General features: G+C 58.3%; 29 protein-coding genes. 4 read left to right on the top strand and 25 right to left on the bottom strand.

The genetic code is table 11. The annotated features are described in order from the left end of the window. Positions 1-8: 8 nt before the first annotated feature. From H598_RS0122120 to fliD, 5 genes are read right to left on the bottom strand one after another with little or no spacing between them, the layout of a single operon-like run. Positions 9-464: a flagellar basal body-associated FliL family protein gene (locus tag H598_RS0122120; protein WP_169629341.1), complete on the bottom strand. Its 456-nt coding sequence runs from the start codon at positions 462-464 to the stop codon at positions 9-11. A gap of 23 nt (positions 465-487) precedes the next feature. Continuing rightward, positions 488-1,615 carry a flagellar hook-length control protein FliK gene (locus H598_RS25845; protein ID WP_028114959.1) on the bottom strand — a complete coding sequence of 376 codons (1,128 nt, stop codon included), beginning with the start codon at positions 1,613-1,615 and terminating at the stop codon, positions 488-490. After that, positions 1,596-1,922, bottom strand: a complete 327-nt coding sequence (locus H598_RS0122110) for a hypothetical protein (protein WP_028114958.1) — start codon at positions 1,920-1,922, stop codon at positions 1,596-1,598. The genes H598_RS25845 and H598_RS0122110 overlap by 20 nt, the downstream gene beginning before the upstream one ends. Next, positions 1,891-2,271 (bottom strand): flagellar export chaperone FliS, encoded by a 381-nt coding sequence (gene fliS / locus H598_RS0122105; protein WP_028114957.1) that lies wholly within the window; start codon positions 2,269-2,271, stop codon positions 1,891-1,893. The genes H598_RS0122110 and fliS overlap by 32 nt, the downstream gene beginning before the upstream one ends. Before the next feature lie 11 nt (positions 2,272-2,282). Beyond that, the gene (gene fliD, locus H598_RS0122100) at positions 2,283-3,626 is read right to left on the bottom strand and encodes a flagellar filament capping protein FliD (protein ID WP_245595639.1); all 1,344 of its coding nucleotides are present in this window, start codon (positions 3,624-3,626) and stop codon (positions 2,283-2,285) included. Positions 3,627-4,072: 446 nt separating this feature from the next. On the opposite strand from fliD, the gene H598_RS0122095 reads away from it, so the two are divergent. Continuing rightward, on the top strand, positions 4,073-4,270 hold the full coding sequence (locus H598_RS0122095; RefSeq protein ID WP_028114955.1) for a hypothetical protein: 198 nt from the start codon (positions 4,073-4,075) through the stop codon (positions 4,268-4,270). On the opposite strand, the gene H598_RS26685 is transcribed toward H598_RS0122095, so the two are convergent. Genes H598_RS26685 through H598_RS0122035 form a run of 12 tightly spaced genes read right to left on the bottom strand, consistent with a single transcriptional unit; the run spans position 4,264 to position 13,978 of the window. Beyond that, the gene (locus H598_RS26685; protein ID WP_156897150.1) at positions 4,264-5,283 is read right to left on the bottom strand and encodes a hypothetical protein; all 1,020 of its coding nucleotides are present in this window, start codon (positions 5,281-5,283) and stop codon (positions 4,264-4,266) included. The genes H598_RS0122095 and H598_RS26685 overlap by 7 nt on opposite strands. 8 nt (positions 5,284-5,291) lie before the next feature. Continuing rightward, positions 5,292-6,209, bottom strand: coding sequence for a flagellar hook-associated protein FlgL (gene flgL, locus H598_RS0122085; RefSeq protein WP_028114953.1), 918 nt, complete (start codon positions 6,207-6,209; stop codon positions 5,292-5,294). A gap of 9 nt (positions 6,210-6,218) precedes the next feature. Then, the gene (flgK, locus tag H598_RS0122080; RefSeq protein WP_028114952.1) at positions 6,219-7,589 is read right to left on the bottom strand and encodes a flagellar hook-associated protein FlgK; all 1,371 of its coding nucleotides are present in this window, start codon (positions 7,587-7,589) and stop codon (positions 6,219-6,221) included. Beyond that, on the bottom strand, positions 7,586-7,981 hold the full coding sequence (locus H598_RS0122075) for a rod-binding protein (RefSeq protein WP_245595638.1): 396 nt from the start codon (positions 7,979-7,981) through the stop codon (positions 7,586-7,588). The genes flgK and H598_RS0122075 overlap by 4 nt, the downstream gene beginning before the upstream one ends. Positions 7,982-7,989: 8 nt before the next feature. Next, the gene (locus tag H598_RS0122070; RefSeq protein ID WP_245595642.1) at positions 7,990-9,066 is read right to left on the bottom strand and encodes a flagellar basal body P-ring protein FlgI; all 1,077 of its coding nucleotides are present in this window, start codon (positions 9,064-9,066) and stop codon (positions 7,990-7,992) included. Between the two features lie 32 nt (positions 9,067-9,098). Then, positions 9,099-9,767, bottom strand: coding sequence for a flagellar basal body L-ring protein FlgH (gene flgH / locus H598_RS0122065; protein WP_028114949.1), 669 nt, complete (start codon positions 9,765-9,767; stop codon positions 9,099-9,101). Positions 9,768-9,777: 10 nt separating this feature from the next. Next, a complete protein-coding gene (gene flgG / locus H598_RS0122060; RefSeq protein ID WP_028114948.1) occupies positions 9,778-10,563 on the bottom strand; it encodes a flagellar basal-body rod protein FlgG in 786 nt (261 codons plus the stop codon). 10 nt (positions 10,564-10,573) lie between these two features. Beyond that, positions 10,574-11,290, bottom strand: a complete 717-nt coding sequence (locus tag H598_RS0122055; RefSeq protein ID WP_028114947.1) for a flagellar basal body rod protein FlgF — start codon at positions 11,288-11,290, stop codon at positions 10,574-10,576. Positions 11,291-11,297: 7 nt separating this feature from the next. Beyond that, on the bottom strand, positions 11,298-12,500 hold the full coding sequence (flgE, locus tag H598_RS0122050; RefSeq protein WP_028114946.1) for a flagellar hook protein FlgE: 1,203 nt from the start codon (positions 12,498-12,500) through the stop codon (positions 11,298-11,300). A 13-nt stretch (positions 12,501-12,513) separates the two neighbouring features. Next, the gene (locus H598_RS0122045) at positions 12,514-13,203 is read right to left on the bottom strand and encodes a flagellar hook capping FlgD N-terminal domain-containing protein (RefSeq protein ID WP_028114945.1); all 690 of its coding nucleotides are present in this window, start codon (positions 13,201-13,203) and stop codon (positions 12,514-12,516) included. Next, a complete protein-coding gene (flgC, locus tag H598_RS0122040) occupies positions 13,203-13,625 on the bottom strand; it encodes a flagellar basal body rod protein FlgC (protein WP_028114944.1) in 423 nt (140 codons plus the stop codon). Before flgC ends, H598_RS0122045 begins: the two co-directional genes overlap by 1 nt. 2 nt (positions 13,626-13,627) lie before the next feature. Then, on the bottom strand, positions 13,628-13,978 hold the full coding sequence (locus H598_RS0122035; protein ID WP_028114943.1) for a flagellar basal body protein: 351 nt from the start codon (positions 13,976-13,978) through the stop codon (positions 13,628-13,630). Between the two features lie 146 nt (positions 13,979-14,124). Here H598_RS0122035 and flgA point away from each other — a divergent pair, with 146 nt between their 5' ends. Genes flgA through flgN form a run of 3 tightly spaced genes read left to right on the top strand, consistent with a single transcriptional unit; the run spans position 14,125 to position 15,604 of the window. After that, the gene (flgA, locus tag H598_RS0122030; protein WP_051252958.1) at positions 14,125-14,820 is read left to right on the top strand and encodes a flagellar basal body P-ring formation chaperone FlgA; all 696 of its coding nucleotides are present in this window, start codon (positions 14,125-14,127) and stop codon (positions 14,818-14,820) included. 14 nt (positions 14,821-14,834) lie between these two features. Further along, complete coding sequence (gene flgM, locus H598_RS0122025) at positions 14,835-15,161, top strand: flagellar biosynthesis anti-sigma factor FlgM (protein WP_281171335.1); 327 nt, start codon at positions 14,835-14,837, stop codon at positions 15,159-15,161. Continuing rightward, positions 15,158-15,604, top strand: coding sequence for a flagellar protein FlgN (flgN, locus tag H598_RS0122020; RefSeq protein ID WP_028114940.1), 447 nt, complete (start codon positions 15,158-15,160; stop codon positions 15,602-15,604). Before flgM ends, flgN begins: the two co-directional genes overlap by 4 nt. Here the strand turns inward: flgN and H598_RS0122015 are convergent. Genes H598_RS0122015 through H598_RS25840 form a run of 8 tightly spaced genes read right to left on the bottom strand, consistent with a single transcriptional unit; the run spans position 15,549 to position 23,186 of the window. Next, the gene (locus H598_RS0122015; RefSeq protein ID WP_028114939.1) at positions 15,549-16,001 is read right to left on the bottom strand and encodes a flagellar FliJ family protein; all 453 of its coding nucleotides are present in this window, start codon (positions 15,999-16,001) and stop codon (positions 15,549-15,551) included. The two genes, flgN and H598_RS0122015, sit on opposite strands and share 56 nt — an antisense overlap. Next, the gene (locus H598_RS0122010; protein WP_028114938.1) at positions 15,994-17,316 is read right to left on the bottom strand and encodes a FliI/YscN family ATPase; all 1,323 of its coding nucleotides are present in this window, start codon (positions 17,314-17,316) and stop codon (positions 15,994-15,996) included. The genes H598_RS0122015 and H598_RS0122010 overlap by 8 nt, the downstream gene beginning before the upstream one ends. Continuing rightward, a complete protein-coding gene (fliH, locus tag H598_RS0122005) occupies positions 17,300-18,007 on the bottom strand; it encodes a flagellar assembly protein FliH (protein WP_028114937.1) in 708 nt (235 codons plus the stop codon). Before fliH ends, H598_RS0122010 begins: the two co-directional genes overlap by 17 nt. Beyond that, complete coding sequence (locus H598_RS0122000) at positions 18,007-18,993, bottom strand: flagellar motor switch protein FliG (RefSeq protein ID WP_035416459.1); 987 nt, start codon at positions 18,991-18,993, stop codon at positions 18,007-18,009. The genes fliH and H598_RS0122000 overlap by 1 nt, the downstream gene beginning before the upstream one ends. 19 nt (positions 18,994-19,012) lie before the next feature. Continuing rightward, a complete protein-coding gene (gene fliF, locus H598_RS0121995) occupies positions 19,013-20,659 on the bottom strand; it encodes a flagellar basal-body MS-ring/collar protein FliF (protein ID WP_028114935.1) in 1,647 nt (548 codons plus the stop codon). A 9-nt stretch (positions 20,660-20,668) separates the two neighbouring features. Then, the gene (gene fliE, locus H598_RS0121990; RefSeq protein ID WP_211227345.1) at positions 20,669-20,992 is read right to left on the bottom strand and encodes a flagellar hook-basal body complex protein FliE; all 324 of its coding nucleotides are present in this window, start codon (positions 20,990-20,992) and stop codon (positions 20,669-20,671) included. A 17-nt stretch (positions 20,993-21,009) separates the two neighbouring features. Further along, entirely contained in the window at positions 21,010-22,314 is a 1,305-nt protein-coding gene (locus H598_RS0121985; protein ID WP_028114933.1) for a sigma-54 interaction domain-containing protein, read from the bottom strand. After that, positions 22,311-23,186: a MotY family protein gene (locus tag H598_RS25840; RefSeq protein ID WP_051252956.1), complete on the bottom strand. Its 876-nt coding sequence runs from the start codon at positions 23,184-23,186 to the stop codon at positions 22,311-22,313. The genes H598_RS0121985 and H598_RS25840 overlap by 4 nt, the downstream gene beginning before the upstream one ends. Positions 23,187-23,588: the final 402 nt, after the last annotated feature.

The raw sequence follows: 23,588 nt of genomic DNA, 5'->3' as shown, positions 1-23,588 counted from the left end.
CGAACCTCCTACTGAACCACCAGGCGGGTAAACAACACGGCGTCCAACTGAACGCCAAAGCCATGCTCGGTTAACACGGTTTGCAGCGCCTGTTTGGCCTCCTGCTGCAACTGTTCCATGTTATGGGTGCCATTGAGCTCCTCTACCGACTTGCTGCCCATTAACTTGATCATGGTGTTTCTCAGCAAGGGGTCACTCTGCAGCAAGATGGATTCAATCCCTTCCGAGGGGGACTGCAGCGCCATCTCCAGCAACAGGTAGCGGGGATAACGCTCTCCTGGCAGGGAAATCACCAGTTTGTCCATCGGGTAGAACTTATCCGGCTCCGCGGCCTTTTCACTGAGGCCAAACGGCAGATCCAAGTCTTCCGGGTTACCGATGCCGATGACCCCGAAGATCACCATGGCACCGGACCACACCACCAGCACGCTGAGCTGAAGTAGTCGTTTGATTCCTGTCGACATTGCCATTTTCTGTGCCCTTCTCTCTATGCCAACATATCGATGATGTCGTGTTCATCCTCTGGCCGGCTCATCTCATGATGCTCCGCGGCCAGTATGCGCTCATCCCAGCTTTGGGAGGGGTGTTGCTGTTGTCCGGGTTGCTGCTGACCAACGTCCACATCCACCTGACCATCAAACTGCTGCATCATCTCCTGACGCAAGCGCTCCGCCCCATGAGCCAGCGCATCCCGAACCTGAGGATTGGCGGCGTGCAGCTGCACCGAAATCCGGTCTCCCTCCTGACGGATGGTCAACTCGATTCGCCCCAAATCCGGTGGATCCAATCGCACTTCGGCCCGCTTTATGCCCTGCTCCAGGTTGAAACGGATCTGGTCACCTAATGGCGCCAGCATCTCCCTCGCCAACAATGCCTGATCCCCACTCTTGGTGACCGTCATCGGCCCCCAAACACTCACCAGGGCCTGTGAGGCTCCGCCATTGGCGACAGCGGTGTCGACCGCCGCCACCGGCAGAGCTTTACTGCGAGCGGCCGCCAGCTGAATTCGAGCCTCCAGTTGCTCCGGCATCACCGCAACGGGCGCGACCGAAACCGCCGCAGTGACAGTCGCCGCTGCCGCCGCTACCGTGGTGTTCGTCTTCACTGGCGGATTCGGCGGTGTGACCGGCACCACCGATGCCGCAGTCGCGGCCGGTGCGGGTTCGGCACCGGTTACCATCGAGGTGGTGAGCGGGCGAGATATCGGCATCGCCTCCACCGCATCCATGGAAACCGACAATGCCGCTGGCGCCACCGGCGTCTCTGGTACCGGAGCCGGTGACACCACGGTGGCCGCAGTCAACTCGGCACCGATAGCCAGTGGCATCGATTCCTGCCCTGCCGGGTCCGGTTGAACCTCGACGTCGATGACGGCAAGTGGTGGCAGCATCTCGAGCGCACCCTCAACCAGCAGCGACTCACTGTCACCCGGTTCTGTGCTTGCCGCCTCAGTCTCCAACTCCGCGGTCATCGCAGCAGTCAGTTCTTGGGCCACCGCCGAGTATGGCGACGAGGACACCGCAATGGCCGCCGGCTGCCCCTGAGGATTGGCACTAATGCCGGCCTCAGTGTCCACCGTTGCCGCTCCCGGCAGGTTAATTGGAAATGCGTTCACCGCTGAGCTCCGTGTGTCGGTAGGCCATTGAGCCTTCCCGCTGTAATTGAAATTGCCCCATTTCATCGACCAGCTGATCTCGCGCACCGATCAATTGGGACAACACTTCCCGGTGAACCTTCGCCAGCGCCTTACGGGCCGCCAGTTGCTCTTCGTTCTGGGGCTTGCCTTCCTGAATCAGCAACGCCTGCAACTTAGTGTCAATCTGAGCCACTCTGGCCCAGTCCTGCTTAGCAGCGAACTGTTGCAGCGCCCTGCCAAACCGAGCCCACTGCTCAATTGAGATTTTGCCAACCTTCTCGGACATCGGAGATTACCTTTACTACTGGGACTAACATCTGGCTGTCATTCTTCATACTGGTCGACATCAGTTGTCGGCTACAATAGTCGTAAAGCTGGTGCAGGTTCTGCGCCACTTCACCGCCATTCTCCAGATCCAGCATGCTGTCCAGGCCATGAACGATGTTGATACAGCGCTGAATGCTGTTGCCCTTTTTTTCATGCTGCTTGGCTTCAATGTGGCCCTGAGAGCGAGCAAGCTCATCCATCAGGCCATCCAATAACATCCGCACCATTTCATGCTGATTGGCGGCGGCGGCCCTCGCATTCAGCGAGGTTTGCTTATAGGCATTAAAGGGGTCTTGGTCGTGTAACATTGGTTTATCCGTTAGTAAAACAATCCGGCAGAACTGTTCATGGAGCTGATGTAGCCCTCCATGGCAGTGAACTGAGCGAGATAGCGGTCATAGGTTTGTTTCATGCGATAGTCATGACTGGCGATGTCGTCTTCAAGACGTTCGATTCGAGAATCGATGTTGTCTTTTTTCATGTCGATAAAGCCATCGCGCTTGGTGAAGGGATCCATCACCTTATCCAACCGGTTCAAATAGCCGTTGTCTGAAGTAAACATCTTCTCCACCGACGCTGAATCGCTCTTCAGCGCTTTTTCCAGCTTGTCTTCATCGATGGTTAACTTGCCATTGCGATCCAACTCGATGCCCACGTCACCCAGGCGCATGCCGTTGTCTGACGCTGTGAACAGCACATTTTGCAGAGATCCTTTCAGCATTCGAATGCTGGAATCGCCCTTGAGGACACCCAGCTGATCCTCTTCAATCTGCTTGGCGTCCTCGCTGTCTTCGTCCTCATCGTCTTTACCGATGTCAGACTCCGCTTCCACCGTGGCGCCAAGGCTCTGAGTCAACCCGGCAATCTCACTCATTAACTTGTTGTAGGAGTTAACAAAGTCTTTCACCGCGTCCATGGTGGATTCGGTGTCATTGTCGACGGTAATGGTGCTCGATTTGCCGGCTTCATGGGTCTCCATCAACTCCAGTGAAACGCCATCGATGACGTCTTCCACGTAGTTGGTGCTGCTGCTGATGTCGATGCCATTGAGCTTGAATTTGGCGTCCTGACCCACCACCAGATCGGTAAAGCCAAAGGCGTTGTCGTCCTGGGTCACGGAGATTTGATTAGCGACGCCGGTCTCGGTCGAGGTCAGCAACAACTCCACACTGCCATCGCCCTTACGCATCAATGACGCTTGCACGCCCATATCGACGGCGTTCTTGTTGATGTAGTCACGCAACCCTTCCACCGTGGCGGTACCGCCGGGGTTCATGGTGGCAAAATCGATGGTCAGCTTGTCGCCATTGACGTCAATCTCAAACACGCCAGACGTGGGCAATAGCGCATCTTCACTGGCGAAACTGGCGGTAACCTGGCTAGCTTGAGCCAATTGGGACACCTCCAGGTTGTAATTACCGGCAGGGGCATCCGGACCGACCGTGACCTTGGCGACCGACTCATCGCTGATACTGCCGGACTTGGCGTTAAAGGCATCGTCGCCCAGCGCTTCCAGATCGGCGGTCATCTTATCTAGAGAGGATTCCAGCAATTTGTAAGCGTCCAGTTGGCTGTCGTACTGAGTCTGCCGCGTCGAATAGAGCTGATCCTTTCCCGCACGTTCAACGGCAGTTAGCTGTTCCGCCCATTGCACTGCTGACATTCCTGAAATCATGGTTTCTCCTCATTGAACACAGGACTCTTGCTAGAATCGTGCCATCAATTATTTTCACTTTTAATCAACAAGTTATGTATCAAAGGGAGGAAGCTGAGTGGCGCCTGACGCTGTCGTTTCCGACGTCGGGGAAATCGCACTTCCGCCTGCTTTCCTTCCTTTGGCCCTACAGCCACAGAGCGACCTGACGGAACAGAAACTTAAACCGACTGCGCTAAGCGCTGAAACCGCGACCAATGCTGCCGAGGGTCAACTCGCCACGGTCATCTTTACTCCGTTATGGTGCTACCGCCCCGGATCCCATCGGGATCAAATTGGCGATCGCAAACGATCGCCAAACAAAGGCTTACCCCATGAAAATAAACAAGTTTTTATCTTGAAAAGTCACCATGCACTTGCGACAATGATGGAAATTTCATCACCGGGATAGCTTCATGGCACTGATTGAGTTGCTGGGTATTGGCGCCCTGATTGCGGGTCTGGCTTTTGCATTTACCAACGGCCCTCGCCCCACTGAGGCGAGAGCGGCACCGAGAGACTTGTCCGGCTTTCTGGATCACCTGGAACAGATGCAGCAACAGGGAGTGGTGGATGAGCAGGAGTGTGGTGAACTAAAGCGCCTGTTTCAGTAAAGCAGTGATTGAGTCTGATTGCGGCTGGCGTTCGCCTGGGCCATCAAACTCTTCATCCGCTGATGAAACCCACCGGGATTCAACAGAACCTGCAACCGTTGCAGCTGCGAGTCCACCTCATGCTCCATCAAGCCTCCATCCGCAGAGTTCAACGTCTGCTGCATCTGCGCTTGAACGCCCTGGGTCATCGTCAACTGGCGGGCCAACTTGGCCACGACACCCTGAATTTTCGGTAAGCTCTGCTTCATCTCATCGACAGAGGTAAAGCGCCAACCTCGAGGGTCCTGCCAGTGAAATCGCTCCAACAGGCGTATCGGCCGCAGCTCGCCCGCAGGCAGACGTTGGCCCTGACCGCGCATGGCCACCTGGCCCTGCAACGACGTCCACAGCGCCGATGGCACGCTGAACCGAGCGACGCCCTGTTCAACGCTGAGCTCGATGCCAACAGGCATTAACGCCTGGCGCACCACGGCTTCTAGTTCTGCCGACGAAGCATTGGCGGGCAACCTCATCTGTAGCCATTGCTCACCCAGCTTCATCTCCACCAGCTCGTCCCGAGGGCGGGAAGCCAGCAATGGCACCGACTTCAACTGGCACAGCCGCGGTGCCGGCTCTCCATTGAGCGGAATCAGCGTCATTCGAACGTCCAACAGTGGCCGGCCCCGGTACTGGCCCGGAATCTGAGCCAGCCGCTCGGCCAGGGCCTGCATCTTGGCGCTTTGGGACAGTTGCTGATGTGCGATTCCCTGCTCCACCAACTTTTGCAATTGGCAAGCCAGGCGCCAGACTCGGCTCAGGGTGGCTTCCGCCACCTGAGCGTACACCACCTGCTGATGCTCCCGGGTCACCCGCTCCCACTGCTGGTAACAACGCAGCCGGTGCCGGGACAGCGGCGTAGCCGGCGTCGGCCGGCGGCGGTCGCCCTCGGTCTTGCTGGCCACCGTCGAAGCCGGTCCCGGCCGCTGCTGAGGACCGACTGGGGTAAGTAGAGAGTCTGAAACCCGGGTAAGCATGGTCTACCTTACATCTCGTTAAACAGAGACAACTGAGCAATCTTCACGTAACTCTGCTGGGCAATTTTCATTGCCACCAGTGAGTTTTCATATTCAGTCTGGGCCTCGGCATAATCCAGGCCGGACACCTCTCCCATCAGCTGTTCGTTGAACAGCATCATGTCGGCGTGGGAGGACTCAATCAGCTCCAGGCTGTTCTGGCGGCCACCAATGCTGGTCACCACACCACTGATGCTGGTAAGGGTGTCATCCAGGGTAGACAGCATTCCGGCGTGTTGGCCATCGAAAGTGGGATCACCCGGCCCCAATGTCGGGTCCTCCAAAGCCGCAATGTAATCACTCAGGCCATTGAAGATGTCATCACTGGCGTTATTGAAGAACAGTTCATCACCGCCACTGTTGGCCGTGATCCAGGTGGAGTCAGAGACCTGCACCTCTCGAGTATTGCTGTCACCACTGTAGACATACTTGCCAGAGGCATCCTTGGTCACCGGTGCCGTATCGGTCTCGTTGCCGGAGAAGATGTAGTTGCCTTTGTCATCCTTGGCATTGGCCATGTCCACCATGGCTTCCTGCAACTCGGTCAACTCATCGGCGTAGGCCTGACGGTCCTCGGTGGACAACGAGCCGTTGCCGGTGGAGGTGATGATCTCCCGCATTCGATTCTGAATGTCGATCATGCTGGTCAAGTAGCTTTCACTGCGATCCAGGCTGTCGGACAGGGCGCCGATGTTGTCCACGTACTGGCTGGTGGCCGCCTGATCCCGCGCCACCGTCATCACTTGCACCGCACCGATGGGATCATCCGATGGCTTGAGAATGCTCTTGCCATAGGCCATTTTCTGCAACAGCTCGCCCAAGTTATTGGAGTTATTTTGCATGCTGTACATGTTATTCAGATACAGCTGTTGGTTAGAGACTCGCATCCCCTCTCCTTAAAATGCTTGCAGTACGGTTTGGAACAGTTGATCGGCGGTGGAGATCACCTTGGCATTCGACTGATACGCCTGCTGATACAAAATCAGGTTAGCCCCCTCTTCATCGGTATTGACACCGCTGACGCCGGCCCAGTCACTCTGGGCTCGAATCAGCGACTGCTCCGAAGAATCGGCATTCAATTTAGCCTGCTGGCTGGACGATCCCAGCTGCCCCATCTTGGAGGCAAAGGCGTCGCCCATGGTACTTTCCAGTCCCAGGGAGACAAAGGTCAGCGGCTTATTGGCCAAATCGATCAGGTCCTTAAGATTGCTGTTATCGCCGGGCGTGCCATCCTTGGCAAAAGCGAGTTTGTCCGCCGTAAACCCGTCGGTGACCTTCAGGGTACCGGCGGGATTAACCGGATCATAACTGAACAGATCCTGGGTCGGCGGGTTGCCGTCAAGATCGGTGCCAGCCATCAATACGGTATTCATCTCATCGGCAATCTGCTGGGCCAGTTCATCGATAAACGCCTTGGAGTCTTTGAGGCTGTTGTCGCGGTAATCCAGCAGTGATCCCATGCTGCCTTCGATGCCCTCATCCAGGGAAAACTGGTTGTCGCCAAAACTGAGCGACAACAGGCCGAACTCCGGGTTGGCCGGATCCGGTGCCAACGACAGCTCGGCCGCCGTCGACCCCACCACCAGCGGCTGTCCCTGAGACAGCGCCACATTCAGGGTACCGTCTTTGTTTTCAGACACGCTCACGTCCATCAACTTCGACAGCTCGGCGATGACGTTATCACGCTCATCCAGCAACTCCGGCGGCGCGGTTTCCACCCCACCGTGAGATTTCACTTCGCTGTTGAGGCGGGCGATCTGCCCCAAATGCACATTGGCCTCAACCACCGAGGCGCCCAACTGGCTCTCAATCTGGTCAAACTGGCTCTGAACACCATCGTTGACGGCATTGAACCTCAGTGCTAAGCCTTCTGCTTCATTCAAAGCGGACTGGCGGGTGGCGATGTCATCGGGCGCCAGCAGGTTCGCATTCAGAGCCGCGTACAACTGGTCCAGGCCGGCAGAGATGTCTGACCCTTCGGAACCAAAGATCTGCTCCACCTGACCGAAATAGCTTTTCTGCACCGCATGAAACTCGGAGTTACTGGCGTTAGACCACACCTGGTCCACCAGGTACTGATCGGCGATGCGCCGCACACCGGTTACCGCCACCCCGTTGCCATAGGCGCCGCCTGAGACGGTGGCCAGCATCGCCTGCTGACGTGAATACCCGGCCACGTTGGCATTAGCAATGTTGTTGGAGGTGACCGACAAGGCGGACTGACTGGCCAGCAGGCCGGACAAGCCTATATTGATCATGTTACTCATCGGGGTTCCTTAGCCACAAAAGGGAGTATCACCGCTTGCTGCATGGCAGCGGTTGTGGGTTGCTGCTGTGATACAGCGACCCCATCAGGCTGCGACTTTAATTGGCCGCCTAATTGCCGGGTCAGTGCCTCCACCAACCCGGTGTTGGCCTTACCGCTCAGAGACAACGCCAGCTCACCGTCATACAGATCCCGGTACACCCCGTCGTTCTGCGACGACAGCGGGCTGTCTTCGTCAGCCAGAACGTCCGAAGCCGCCCGCATGTGCTTGAGCACCGTCTGCAGGAACTGGGCTTCAAACTGCTCACTGACGGCACGAATCGCGCCCTGCTGACCATGCTGGGCCACAATCTGGCTGGCATCCAGCCGTCCCAGGTAACCTTGATTTGCCATCACTTCCATCACATCACCACCAGTTCAGCGTCCAGGGCCCCGGCTTCATCCAGCGCTTGCAATATGGCCATCAGATCCGCCGGTGCGGCACCGAGAGAATTGACCGCCTTGACGATGGTCTCCAGAGAGGTGCCTTCCGGCCAGACAAACATCGGCTTCTGCCCCTGGCTGATGTCGATGCTGCTGTTGTTGGTTACCGTAGTCTGGCCACCGGCGAAGGCGCCGGGCTGGCTGACCACGGGTTGCTCGGTAATGGCCACCGTCAGATGACCATGGCTGACAGCAGCCTTATGTACCTTGACATCGGCCCCCATCACCACGGTTCCGGTGCGGCTGTTAAACACCACTCGGGCAGGGCGCCGTCCAGGCTGAACCTCCAGCTCCTCCAGCATCGACATAAAGGTCACGCGCTGGCGCAGGTCCTTGGGGGCGTGCACCAACACCTTGGCATTGCTTTGGGCTCTGGCCACATCCGGGCCAAAGGTATCGTTGATGGCCCGCTCGACGTTGCGGGCGGTCTTGAAACTCTGCCGTTTTAGATTCAGGACAATGTCGCTGTTGGCGCCAAAGGTGCTGGGAATCGATTGCTCCAGCAGGGCGCCGCTGGGAATGGTGCCCACGGTGGGCACGTTCACCGTGACCGAAGTGCCGTTGCGACCCTCGGCAGAGATGCCGCCCACCACCAGGTTGCCCTGGGCAACCGCGTACACTTCGCCATCCACACCTCGCAGCGGCGTCAGCAACAGCGTGCCGCCACGCAGGCTCTTGGCGTCGCCGATGGAGGACACGGTAACGTCCAACTGCTGACCCGGGCTGGCCAGGGGCGGTACCGTGGCATGAATCGCCACCGCCGCCACGTTTTTCAGCTTGGGATTGGAATTGCTGTCCAGCTGAACCCCGAACTGCTTGAGCATGTTAACCACCGACTGACTGGTGAACTTCACCTGGCTCTTATCGCCGGTGCCGGTTAAGCCCACCACCAGGCCATACCCCACCAATTGGTTGTCCCGAATCCCCTGGACATCCACCAGGTCCATCATCTGTCGGGTTTGCAGCTCAGCCGACACCGGCAGCGCCAGCATCATTATCAGGGTCAAAAAGATTCGCATAGCGGGTCCTACATTGGAAACCAGGGGCTATTGAAGTAACGCGCCGCCCAGCCCATGGCGTTGCTGTCTGCGATGGCACCCTTGCCGCCGTAGATGATGCGGGCATCGGCAATGCGCTGCGATGACAGGTTGTTTTGGGTGTCGATGTCGTCGGTTCGAATCAGTCCTACCAGACGCAGGTACTCATCGCCCTGGTTTAGACGCAGCCACTTCTCCCCCCGAATCAACAGCACCCCATTGGGCATCACCTTAGCCACCGTCACGGTGATGGATCCGGTCAGCTGGTTTTGCTGGCTGGAGCTGCCATTGCCGCTGTATTCGTGACCGGTCCCCATGGCGCCACTGCCGGAGTAGCTGTCGCCACTGCCAAAGGCCGCCTCGCCATTGGCCTTGAGGTTGGTGCTTTTGCTGGTGGAGGTGTCGGCCTTTTTGCTGGCCTGAGTGCGCTCATCCAGGTTGACGGTCAGGATGTCACCCTCGCGGTAAGCACGCTTGTCTTTGAACAGGGTCAGCATGTAGCCCGGGCGGTACAGGCTGCCGTTTTCGGCGTTCGGCAGGCTGTAGTCGATGGTCGGCGGCGCCCACTCCTTGGCATTCGGCTGAGGCTCGGCCTCAGGAAAGTGAGACGCACAGCCCCCAAGCAGGGTCAGCAACAACACGGCAATCCAAACTCTCACGGCCAACTCCTTATACGGTCTGATTCAGGAACTGCATCATTTCATCGGAAGCGGTCAGCACCTTGGCGTTCATTTCGTACGCCCGCTGAGTCGAGATCATCTCTACCATCTCTTCCACCACATTAACGTTGGCCCCTTCCAGCGCCCCCTGGCGTAGGGTGCCCATGCCTTGCTCACCGGCCACCCCTTCTACCGCCACACCGGAGGCTCCGGTCTCGCTATAGAGGTTGTCGCCCATGGCTTCCAGACCGGCGGCATTGATGAAGTTCACCAGCGTAATCTGCCCCAACTCCTCGCCTTCCGCCTGGCCGGCAATTTGCGCCGTAACCCGGCCATCGGTACCGATGGTCACCGTCAGCGCTTCTTCGGGAATGGTGATCTGCGGCACCATCGGCAGTCCGCCGGCGGTCACCATCATGCCGTCGGCATTGCGATAAAACTGGCCGTCACGGGTGTAAGCCAGATCGCCGGTGGGTAACTCCACCTGGAAAAAGCCCTGGCCTTCGATGGCCATGTCCAACTGCTGTTCGGTGGTGACCATGGCACCGGTGGTGAACACCTTCTGGGTGCCCGCCACCCGCACACCGGTACCCAGTTGCAGGCCGGAAGGCAGGTCGTTGAGTTCATCAATCTGGCCACCGGGCTGTCGCTGCACCTGGTAGAACAGATCGTTGAATGCCACCCGGTCACGCTTAAAGCCGGTGGTGTTGACGTTGGCCAGGTTGTTGGCAATGGCCGTCATCTTGGTGTCTTGGGCCGTCAGGCCGGTTTTACTGATCCACAAAGCAGAGCTCATGGTATCTCCCTTATACGTTAGCTAGCAGACGATTCCCGGACTTGGCCAGGGTCTCTGCGCTTTTCATTAACTTAATCTGAACTTCAAACTGGCGGCTGAGATCCATCGACGCCACCAATTCGCGAACCGCGTCGACGTTGCTGCCTTCCAGGAAACCACTCACCAGTCGCACCTGACCGTCGGCGGGCAGAGGGACGCCATCGGCGGGGCGCAGCAGCCCATCCAGGCCTTTGACCATGTCGGCCAATGGCGCGTCCACCAGTTTCAACTGACCGATCTCTTCAATCAGTCCACCTTCGGCGGGGGTGATGCTGACCATGCCGTCATCACCGACAAACAGTTCTTTGTATTCCGGCACCACAATGGGGCCATCCACGCCCGCCACCACCCGGCCTTCGAGCATCATCTGGCCGTTATCATCCAGCACCATATGGCCGGCTCGGGTATAGGCTTCACCGTCGGCGGTCTGCACCACAAACAAGCCACTCTCCACCACGGCCAGATCCAGGGTGCGTCCGGTCGGGGCCAGTTTGCCGCCCTTCTCACTGATGCCGGCACTGCCCAGCTGCGACATCACCCGGGTCTCGGAGACCGTCAGCGCCTGAACCCGTTCCAGGTCGGCGCGGAAACCGGCGGTATCCACATTAGACAGGTTATTGGCCCTCAGGGCCTGAGCTGCCATGACTCGATCGGCGCCGCTGGCAGCGGTATAGAGCAACTTATCCATGGGTCACCTAGATGGCGTTAAGCAGAGACTGGTTCATGGTATCCGCCGCCGTCAGTACCTTGGCGTTGGACTGGTAGTTTCGCTGGGCGGTCATCAGATTCACCATCTCGGCGGTCAGATCGACGTTGGAGCCCTCGATGTAACCGGAGGAAACACTGCCCAGGGTGCCGCTGCCCGGGGCACCAACTGCGGGAGCCCCAGCGGCCTGGTTGGCGGCCCATGAGGTGTTATTGACCGCTTCCAGGCCATTGGGGTTGGTAAAGCTCGCCAGCACCACCTGCCCCTGCAGCTTCTCTTCACCATTGGTGTAGGTGCCGTACAGGAAGCCATCTTCGTCCACCCGGACCCCGACCAGCTCACCGGAGGTGTTGCCATTCTGGTCGATGCTGGAGGTGTTGTAGTCAGAGCCGTACTGGGTGGTGTTCTTCCACTCCAGGGCCAGGGTCATGTCGCTGGCGCCGGTACCCAGTGTGGCACCGGTAATGGTCAGGTTGTCGATGGCGCCGCCGGTCATGTTGCCGTCGGTATCGAAGCTGACGTTGTTGACGTCGGTCAGGGTGGTGCCATCGACGGAGTAGTGCACGTTCCAGGTGTTATCGGCGGTTTTGACGTAATACTGGGTCAGCGCGTGTTCGTTGCCCTGAGAGTCGTACACCGACACGGTGTTGGAAGAGTGGTAGGTGCTGACGTCGGTGGAATCAAAAGGCTTGGCCACCGGGTCAATGGCGGTCACTCGGGCGTCCAGGTTGGCGGTCATATTGATGTTGGTGGTCGCCTGGGCCGGAATGGAGCCGGCCTGAACCTGGATGTCGCCGACGTTACCGGTCATCACGTCACCGGTAGGACCGACCGGGTAACCCTGCAGCTTGTTGCCATAAGGGTCGACCACATAGCCTTCGGCATCCTGATTAAACATGCCGGCACGGCTGTACAGGGTGGAACCGTCGCTGCCATTCACCATGAAGAAGCCATTGCCCTGAATCCCCAGGTCCAGCTCGCGCCCGGTGTAGGTCATAGACCCGCCAAGGGAAAAGTTCTGGCTGGCACCGGTCATGGCGACACCGCCGGCCTGGCCGCCGTTGTAAACGGCGGCAAACTCGGCCCGCGCGCCACGGAATCCGGCCGTGGAGGCGTTGGCGATGTTGTTACTGATGGTGGAGAGCTCCTGGTTGGTGGAACGCAGGCCGCTCATGGCGATGTTATATGACATAATTTCCTCAGGATTATTGTTGCGCGGACAGAGTGTCGTTAGCGCTTACTTCGCTGATTTCAAGTACGGAAACCGTACCCAGGCCGTTGCCCATCTCCGCCATCATCATTCCTGACGCACTGGCAAAATGGATCTTTTCAATGGGAGCCGATAAGAAAGTATTGACGCTCAGGTTGGCGTCGCCGGCGGTGGCCTTGGTGTTGAGGCTGTATTCCCCCGGAGCCAGGCCTAACGCCTCAGGATCGATGCTAAAGCCCACATCGCCTTTGCCCTGAGCCCCCAGCTCCACCGTCGCCACTACCTGACCCCGCTCATCCAGAACCTCAACCTGCAGGTTATCGGCGTTGTTCTCCAGATAGACCTTACCGTCGATGGGCTCACTGCCCAGGGTAAAATCCGATGCCTTAACCATGGCGTCTTTGCCCAGCAATGAGGCCGACTGTACGATGGCCGAATTCTCCATCATGGTCATCTGGGTGGACTGGTTCTCACGGATGTACTCCAGGCTTTCTACCTGGGAGAACTGAGCCAATTGAGCTACGTACTCGTTGGCATCCAGGGGGTCGGTCGGGTCCTGGTTCTCGATCTGGGCAATCATCAGGGTCATGAACTCATTTTTGAGATCCGCCCCGGAGTTACCCTGGGGGGCAACCTGGTTGTTGCCGCTGGTGCCGTTGGCACCGGATACCGCATTAACGCTCATCATTTACTCCCAAGTTGAAGCAGGCCCTGCTGCATGGAACGGGCCCGGTTCATCACATTGACACTGGCTTCGAAGCTCTGTGTGGCGGCCATCATGTCCGCCATCTCAGCCACGGGGTTAACATTGGAATAGGCCACAAAGCCCTTCTCATCGGCATAGGGATGATTCGGCTCATAACGCATCTCCACCGGCGCGTCGGTGTTAACCACCGCCGCCACTTCGACGCTGGCACTGGGAACCTGGCCGACCTGGTTCATCTGCTCATACACCGCGCGAAACACCGGTTTTACGGCACGGTAAGCCTGATCCGCCGATGCGGCGGCAGAATCGGCATTGGCCAGGTTACTGGCCACGGTATTCAATCGCAGGCTTTGCGCGGCCAAGGAGCTGCCGGCAATGTCATAGATTTGATTAAACGACATGGTTACTGACCCTCAATGGCAGTACGGATGCCATTTATCTTCATATTCAGAAACGTCAGGCTGGTCTGGAAATCCATACTATTGGCGGCAAACCGCGCCTGCTCCTGATCCAGCTCCACGGTGTTGCCGTCGGCAGACATCTGGTGCGGCACTCGATAGCCCATCTGGTAATTGCGCTGAACTTCACCGCTGCTCTGGTAGCGCTGCATGGCGGCGGCAAAGTCGATGTCCACGGCCTGATAGCCCGGGGTCTCGGCATTGGCCAGATTGGCGGCCAAAATCTTGGTGCGCTCCACCCTTAAGTCCAGCCCCTGGGCATGCAGGCCAAGTGCTGATTCAAGGTTGATAGCCATGGCAACTCCTAGTAACGTGTGTGTACAACCGATGGCAGACACCTTACAAAAGTCATGCCACAATTTTTAATCCATAAAATACATAAGGTTAGACATTGCAGACGGCCAGAAACGGAAGCGGAATTTCCCTGTTCCTCCCCCTGATAATGGCGGCACTTCCGCTTGCCGGATCCGTTCCTGCCCTGGCTTCGCCGGCGAAAGCTGGCGAACAGATTGGCGCCGCTGTGGAACAGCAGCTGCAACGGCAGGTTCAGCAATGGCAACACGACCAACCCGGCCGTTGGCAGCCCACCTCGATCACTGTGGTGCTGCCCCGGGGCGTTGAAAGGTTGTCACCCTGTGAGGCGCCGCTGTCAGTCGACGGCAACGCCAATGGCTTTCCCGGCGGCCAACAGCAACGGCAGGTCAGCTGCCCAACCCCGGCCTGGTCGCTGTTTGTCAGGGCCAAAGTCGTAATGACCGCCACCATTCCCGTGGCGCGGCAAAAACTGGTGGCCGACCAGCCCATCAGCGCCGAGCAACTGACCTGGCAGCAACACCAATTCCGACAGCGGGATCGGGCCACCCTGATGACCCCGGATGCCATCGACGGCCTGCGCCCCAAACGCAGCATTCGCGCCGGCGATCCCATCAGGGCCGGTCAGCTGCAATCGCCGCTGTGGGTAGAGAAAGGTCAGGAGGTGATCATCGAAGCCAGCGACGGCAGCTTTGTGGCCAGCACCAAAGGCGTGGCCCTGGCCGCGGGCAGCCAGGGAGAGGCCATTCGAGTACGCAACCTCAGCTCAGGTAAGCAAGTGTCCGCTTACGTGGTGGCGCCCGGTAGGGTGAAAACAAATTTTTAAGTTTCGCTAATTTGGTGTCGCTATTAACAAGCATAAGGCCCATTGAACGAGAGAGTCCCATGGAAATCAGCCCATTAACTCCCCAATTAACCGCGGTGCAACCGTCAGACACTAAGCCGAATGAGGCGCCTGTCAGTAAGCACCAGACCGAGAACCAATCCCAGACCGTGAGTCAGGAGTGGCAGCAGCTGAACCAGGCCAGCAAAGAGTTGGATGAGATGGACAGCGTCGATTACAACAAGGTCGCCCAGTTGCAAGCGGAATTGGCGACGGAAGGTTATCCCATCGATCTGGACCGGATTGCCGAAGCAATGCTGGAAGAGCATGGACCTAAACTGTGAATAAAGCTGACCAGGTCCGACAACTCGTAAAAGGCATTCAACTGGATGTGAAAGGCTACCAGCAGTTGAAAAGCTTACTGAAGTTTCAGCGTGAATTGATGCAACGCCGTGACATCGACGGACTGCAACAGCACAATCCCCGCCAGGATAAGCTGTGTCAGTCGCTCACGGCCAACGCCCGCACTCGAAGCACCATTCTACAGTCGTTGGGGTTACCCGAAGACGACAAAGGCATGAATCGGCTGTTGGCGGCGATTCCCGGTGATTCCGGTAAGAAAGTGTCGCTGATGTGGCAACAACTGCAACAACTGGTGGTGCATTGCAAGGCCGAAAACGACGCCAACGGGCGCCTGTTGAGTGGTCAGCAGCGCACCCTCAACCGGTTGGTCAATCCTGACGCCGAGGCCGCTCGCCAGAACGACTATGGCGCCCCGCGGCCCTAAGGCCGCTCTCATCCTGCTGCCGTTGTTCGGCACGTCGCTGCCCCGCCTGGTGCTGTTGCAACCTGTGTTGCTCTAACCAGGCCAGTCCCTGCCGTTTTGACAAGGCGTTCTGCCACAACTTTCCGACCCGATTAAGCTCTTGTTGTGCCAATTGCTGCTCCCGCAGCACCTTTCCCTGGGCCGGAATCAACTGTCCCTGCCAGTGAGACCGATTCTGCCAGCTCATGGGATTGATGCCGGCAGACTCGGACTGAGCTCGCTCCAGAGCCTGACTGAGGGAGTGTTGACGCCGCTGCAGTTGCTCCAGTCGATGCTGGTTACGCTGACGCTGTTGCCCCAGCTGTGCCATCTGCTGTTCATGTCGCTCTTTCAGCCGCTTGATTTTGGCATCAACCATGTTCGATCTCCGATAACAACGCCATCAACTGGCTCTCTGATTGGTGCAGATCGACCGGCTGAGACCGATCCTGCTGCAGGTACTGTGACAGTTGCGGATAATGACGCACCGCCATGTCCAATTCGGCATCCTGGCCTGGCTGATAACCTCCCAGAGGCAGCAACTCCCGCACCTCCTGATAACGACCCAGCAAGCGTCGAATGCGCTGGGCTCGCTGCAGTTGTTCCTGGCTGTGCAGTTGATCGGCGACTCGGCTGGCCGAGGCATTGATGTCGATGGCAGGAAAGTGCCCCTGCTCCGCCAGAGTACGGCTGAGCACGATGTGGCCATCGAGGATGGCCCGGGCCGCATCGGCAATGGGGTCTTGCTGATCGTCTCCTTCGGCCAATACCGTGTACAGGGCACTGAGGCTGCCTTGAGGGTGGTCGCTGTTACCCGCCATCTCAACCAGAGACGGCAGCGTCGAGAACGCCGATGGCGGATAACCCCGGGTTGCCGGCGGCTCGCCAAGGCTGAGACCGATCTCCCGCTGCGCCTGGGCATAGCGGGTCAACGAGTCCATCAGCAGCAACACGTCTTGGCCCTGATCCCGAAAACCGGTGGCGATCTGATGGCACAACCGAGCCGCCCTGAGGCGCATCAGCGGAGTGGTGTCTGCCGGCGCCGCAATCACGATGGCACGACGACGCCCCTCCTCGCCGAGGGCGTGATCGAGGAACTCGCGTACCTCACGGCCCCGCTCCCCGATCAACCCCACCACCACCACATCGGCACGGGTGTACTTGGTCATCATGCCAAGCAACACGCTCTTACCGACACCGGAGCCGGCAAACAGCCCCAGCCGCTGGCCTTTGCCAATGGGCAACAGGGTATTGAGGGCTCGCACCCCCACATCCAATTGGCCGTCGATGGGTTTTCTCAGCAATGGGTTGGGTACATTCAGGTGGGCCGCCTGCCAATGGCAGGCGGTCAGCGGCCCCTGATTGTCGATGGGGCGGCCATTGCCATCCAGCACCCGGCCAAGCAGGCCGGCACCGACAGGAATCTGCGCCGCAGAGGGGATGGGCCGAACCCGAGCGCCGGGCATCAGGCCTCGAGTGGCATGAATCGGCATCAGCAACAGGGTGGCGCCTTCAAACCCCACCACCTCCGCTTCCACCTCGCTGCCATCACGGCAGGACAGCAGGCAGCGGTCACCGGTGCCCAGTTGGCAACCGACCGCTTCCAGCATCAACCCGTTAACTCGAACCAGGCGGCCATAAATGGTGGCTACCGGCACCTTGGGGTGGATGCTGAAATTAAGCACCCGCGCCATGATCATCCACCAGATGCTTGCCCACCTGCTCCATGCAGGCATCCAGGCGGCTTTGAGTGGAGGCATCCGCTTCACACTGTTCGGTGATCACTTTGACGTCACCCACCGCCAGCGTCGCATCCGACTGCAGCTTCCAGTTGGCGACCTTATCGGCGGCCAGCTCATTCAGGGTCGCCACCACCGACGGCTCCAACACGATGGTCGGATCTTCACGACCATCGGGCAGCGCATCCAGAGTCTCTTCAATCAGGCTGAGAATCTGCTGAGGATGCAGGGTCAGTTCGCAGCGAACCACCTGCTCGGCCACCCGTTTCACCAACTCGAGAATCAACTCCTGCTGACTGTTTAGTTGCTGTTCGTGACCTTCTCTTAGCAGCTCCTGCAGCGCGGTCATCGGCGTCAGCAACTGATTCAATTGCGCGTCCATGGATTGGCGGGCGGCGGCCAGGCCATTGTGCTCACCCTGAGCGAAACCGGCTTTTTCACCGGCCTGACGCCCCTGCTCCAGCCCTTCCTGGTAACCGCTTTGGCGGCCCTGTTCCAGGCCCTCCTGATAGCCTTGATCCATCGCCTGTTGAAAGCTGCCGTACTGGCTTTCTTCCTCACCGTGACTGGCGGCTTGCGCGGCTAACGGCGGAAAGTGAAACAGTCGCGCCCGGGACGGATTCATACTCCAGCGATTCTGACTCATTATTCCACCACCGGTTCTTCAAACAGTTGCAACTCAAGCTCTTTGGCTTCCATCATCGCCTTGGCTTTCTCCATCACCTCCATTCTGGCCTGATCGGCCCGGCTCAATGCCACCGGCCCGATGGCCTCGACTTGAACCTCAATGGAGGAGGACATCCGCTTAGGCAGCGCCTTGAGAATCGCCTTCTTCAAGTTGCCATCGACCCCTTTCAGAGACAACGCCAGGGTTTCTGGTGCCACTTCTGCCAACAGTTTCTGCAGGGTTTCATCCTTCTGGCGACCCAGAATGATGTAATCAAACATGTTGTCTTCCACCTGAGTCGCAAGACGGTTGTCGTGCAGACGCAGTACCGACATCAGCTGTTCGCGATCGCCTTCATAGCGGTTGAGGATGTCGGCCACCTGCTTAACGCCGGCAACCTGGGTGTGGCTCTTCTCCATGGCAATGGCCACGCAGCGCTCCACCAGTTGCCGCAACTCTTCCACCACATCCCGATCCAGCTCGCCAAGCGCAGCGATGCGCAGCAACACTTCGTCATGGCAGTGGCTGGGCAGGTGCTGCAGCACCAGCGACGCATTCTCCGCCGGCAACAGCCCCAACAAAACCGCCTGCAACTGGCTGTGCTCATGGGTGATTTCGTGGGCCAGCAATTTGGCGTCGACCCACTCCAGCCGGCGAACCAGGGTCTGGATTTCGTCACCGTAGATGTTGTCGATCAAGCCCTTGGCAACCCGATCGCCCAGGGCAATGTCCAGCGTTCGTTGCAGGTACCCCCTGGAAGCCCGGGCAATGCCGGACTGACCACGGTACTCATCGAAGAAGCGGCTCAACACGCCACCGGCCTGATCCTGGGAGATGTTGCTCAGCCGTGCCATCTTGTGGCTCAGACGCTGCACATCGGCCCGGTCCAGGTGCGCCAGCACCTTGGCGGCGCCCTCCTCGCCCATGCTCAGCAGCAGCATCGCCGCCTGCTCAATGCTCTCCATCTGGTTTTGATTCGAGGCTTTAGTCACGTTTGTCTGCTCCGATCCACTTGCCGATCACTTCCGCCACTCGGGCCGGTTCTTCATTAGCCAACAGGCCCAGGTGTTCCAGCTGCACCGTCAGCGGTGAGCCGGGCTCAGGCAGTCCCAGCGCCACGATGGCACTGGCCAGCCCCTTCGAATCCTCTTTCTGCTCCACTGGGGGTTCCAGCTCAGGCAGGGGTTCATCCGCCACCGGTGGCACATAGGCCGGTAACTTCTCCACCTTAATCAGGTGGCCGACCAGCGGCCGCAGTACGAAGAAGATCAGGCACAGCGCGACCAGGGCACCCAGAAGGTAACGCAGGTACTGCTGGTACTCAGGCATCTGCCACCAAGGCAGCGGCTCCACCGGCGTCGCCGTTACCACGGCAAACGGGAACACCGTCAACGAAAAGCTGTCACCACGGACCTGGTCGAAGCCGATGGCGTCTTTCACCATCTGTCCCATCTGTTGCAGTTGCGCCTGTTGCCACTGACTGCCGTTGGCCACCTCTTCGTTCACCAGTACCGACACCGACAGCTGCTGCAGCTGCGCCTGCTGATACTTGGTGTGGCGTACCGAACGACCGACATCAAAGCTGCGGCTGGCCTCCTCGGTGAGGTTGGTGGAGACATTTTGCTTCTCCTGTCCGTCCGGCTGTGGCGGCTGATTGGACAGGGCTCCGGGAATACCCAACGCCATGGAGCCGCTGTTTTGCATGCTGCTGGTCTTCTCTTCGCGAATCACCGAGGTGGGATCGACACTCTCCTCGGTCTCCTCCACCTGGTCGAAGTTAACCTTGGCGGCGACCTGGACCCGAAACTGGGATGGCCCCAGCACCGGCAGCAGCATCGCTTCGGCGCGAGCAATCAGCTGTTGCTCCAGGCTTTGGGTGTATTGCACCTGCAGATCGCTCAGACCATTGATGCCATTGCCTGCGGCATCATTGCCACTGAGCAGCTCACCATACTGATTCACCAACTGCACTTTGGTGGCATCCAGCCCCGCCACGCTGCCGGCCACCAGGTTGACCACCGCAGTTACCTGGGCAGAGGTCAGGTTCTGCCCAGGCTCCAGATCGATCATCACCGAAGCCGAAGCTTGGGTGTCCTGTTTTCGAATAAACAGCGTCCGCTTAGGAATAGCCAGGTGCACCCGGGCGACTCGAACCGCATCCAGCGCCATGATGGTACGGGACAGCTCTCCCTCCAGGCCATGGCGATAGCGAGCCTGCTCCATAAACTGGCTGCTGGTGATGTCACTGTTGATGTCATCCAGGCCAGAAGGCAACTGGGCCTTGATGCCTTTGGCGGCCAGCAACATCCGCACCGCACCGACCCGGCTCGACTCCACCAGAATCTGTCCGGTGGTCGGTGAAATCTGGTAGTTAAGGCCTTCGGTTTCCAGAACCTCAATGATTTGGGCGCTGTCGAAGCCTTCCTGGTTGCCGTACAGCGGCCGATAACTGGTGCTGGAACTCCACAGCACCATGACGATCACCATCGCCGCCACCACCGCCAGTATGGAGACCACAATGACTTGCTTTTCCCCACCGCTGGACTGGCTCAGCTTATTCCAGCCACCTTTAATGCCATCCCAGGGGGAGGCTACCGACGCATCGGGATTTTGAGTAATTACCGTTGACATCTGTTATCCCTACATCGGCATCTTCATGATTTCATCCAGCGCCTGAACCAGGCGATTTCTCACCTGAACCATGGCACTGAACGACAGACTGGCCTTTTGGGAGGCCACCATGGCACCGACCAGATCGTCGGATGCGCCGGATTCCACCGCCGCCGTGCGCGCCGAGGCGATGTTCTGGGCCGCGTTGACCGCTTCCACTTTTTCCGACATCAATTCAGAAAAACTGCCGGCCCGGTGCGGGCCCTGATCCGGGTTGGGCCGAATCTCACCGGCCGCCCGCTCCTTGGCCGCCGCCATGGTCGACAGCATCGATTGCTCTGTAATGGTCATCATCTTTACTGACTCTCTGGTTAGGCAGCGCAATCAGCGCTTTTTAGAATGGCGTCCACATCGATCCCCGCCTCGCGCATCTGCGCCATCTTGTAGCGCAGTGCCCGGGTGGTCATCCCTAATGTTTCGGCACTGCGGCTGCGATGGCCGCCAAAACGTTTGAGGGTATCAATAATGAATTGAAACTCCGCCTGCTGCTTGGAGGCTTTCAGGCCGGTACCGGCACTGGCAACCGTCGTCAGCGCCTGTTGAGGCAAACCCAGCTCCAGGGCTTGCAGCGCACAGCCGCGGCGCATCACCAAGGCCCGCTGCACACAGTTATCCAGTTCGCGCACGTTGCCGGGCCAGTCGTGAGCCACCAGTGCCGCTCGCGCCGATTCACTGAAGTAGCAACGATCGTTACCGGCCAGATTCTGGTGTCGCAGCAGCAGATGCTCTGCCAGTGGCAAAATGTCGTCTTTGCGCTCTCGCAGCGGCGGCAACGTCAGCGGCAGCACATCCAGGCGGTAGAACAGATCTTCGCGGAACTGACCTTCGCTGACGGCCTTGCGCAGATCCTTGTTACTGGCGGCGATGATGCGGATGTCCAGTGCCACACTGCGGTGACAACCCAGGCGCTCGACTTCGCGCTCCTGCAGCACCCGCAACAGCTTGGCCTGCAGCATCAGCGGCATCTCGCCAATCTCATCCAGCAGCAAGGTGCCACCGTTGGCCAGCTCAAACTTACCGGCCTTATCGGCATGGGCACCGGTAAAGGCGCCCTTGCTGTGTCCGAACAGCACCGACTCCAGCATCGATTCCGGAATGGCGGCGCAGTTGACGGCAATGAACGGCTTCTCGGCCCGGCTGGAGTGGCGATGGATGTAGCGCGCCAACTGTTCCTTGCCGGTTCCGCTCTCACCACTGAGCAATACACTGGCCTCGGTGGCCGACGCTCGGTGGGCCAGCATCAACAGTTGCCGACTGGCCGCCGAAACGGCCACCAACTCCTGGCGGCTGGACTCAATGCTGATCAAGCGGGTGATCAACCGGTGCAGCTGCTCCACATCCAGAGGCAACAACAGGTAGTCCTGGGCACCGGCACTGAGAGCGGCACTGGCCAGCTCACTTTGCTCCGGCTCGACCAGGGCTACCTTCAACTCTCCCTTGACGGCCCCCAGGCGCTCGGCCACCTGTTCGGGAGCACACTCGGTCAGCCCCACCAACGTCAACCAGGCCGGCTGAGTACAGTCCGCCGACAGCAATGAAAACCCTTGCAGATCCAATTGCTTCTTATCACGGCTGCCGAGCTCGCAACCGACGACGCGAATGGAATAGTCACTCATTTTACTGTTACCTGACCGTTGAGGGATTTTGGCAGCGTGGCATTCAGATCCAGCTCATCATCCGTTGAAATGGGGGTGTCGTCGTTGTTCATCACCAGGCGGATAGTGACCCGACGATTGGTGGCCCGGCCTTTGCGGGAACCGTTGGTCGCCAAGGGAAAGCGTTCACCGTGGCCTCGAATCTCCAGCTTGTCTGCAGGCACGCCGGCGGCCACCAGTCGGGCGGCAATCTCATCGGCCCGAGTGCGGCTTAACACCAGATTGGAAAGGCTGTCGCCCTGGTCATCTGTGTGCCCATCCACCAGCACCTTGGTAATGCGGGGGTCGGCCAAGGTGTACTGAGCCGCCGCATCGATGTATCTGGCCATTTTGGTGTCTGCTTCCACACTGCCGCTGGGGTAACTCAGTTGCAATCGGCGTACCTGCTCATAAGACATGGGCAACAACTGATTCCGGCAGCGGCGCATCGCCAGGCTAGCGGGCTGGCCATTGACGTTGGCACTGTTGACCCACCACTGCTGGCCCTTGCTGTCGCTCAGTTGGGCCTGCCAGTTCCAGCCCATCTCCAGTGACTGTAAAAATCCTTCTGCGGTCTGAACCATGGTGGCCTGACCGGACTGCCAACGAGCGCCAAAGCGTCGCTCGGCCTGACTGTCGACACTTTGCCACTGAGGCTGCAGTAAACGAAAACTGGCGTCGATGCCCGCGGCGGGCAACCAATCTGCTTTCAACTGCAACGTCAGCGGTCCGCCGGCATTTTGAGACAGAATGAATTGACCAAAATCACTGACATCATGAATTAAACGACACTGAAATTTGTCACCGTCAAAATTCCAACTGGCTCGCTCAAGCTCGGTCTGATATTTAATCACCGAGGCAAATGCGAGTGACGGAAAAACGACTACCGTCAAAAATAAACTATTTAAAAAAGCAGGCATGATACACACTTGGCATTTATTTTTAGGCTTGAAGATTAGTATTTATTCCGGGCAAAAATCAACAAGCAAAATTCAATTTATCGGCCAATTTTGAATTTGGCACAATATTAACCCTCCACCATTGAATCCAGCCACAAGTGCTGATACGGTTAGCCCCCAAGCTGATTTGAATGGCATTTATAGACACGGAATATTGACAATTGTCGATTTATTGACGGAAAAGAAACACTGTCAAAATACGAAGTAAAAAATTCTGGCAAATAAATGTACTGCCGATGCACAAAGATGAACCGGAGAGATTTTGGACAACAAGATGTCCGGACCATCAATAGCAAA

Origin of the sequence: Ferrimonas kyonanensis DSM 18153, from assembly GCF_000425405.1 — a bacterium.
Lineage (GTDB): Bacteria > Pseudomonadota > Gammaproteobacteria > Enterobacterales > Shewanellaceae > Ferrimonas > Ferrimonas kyonanensis.
The sequence above is the reverse complement of the archived record's forward strand: the minus strand, read 5'-3'. Positions and strand labels throughout refer to the sequence as shown.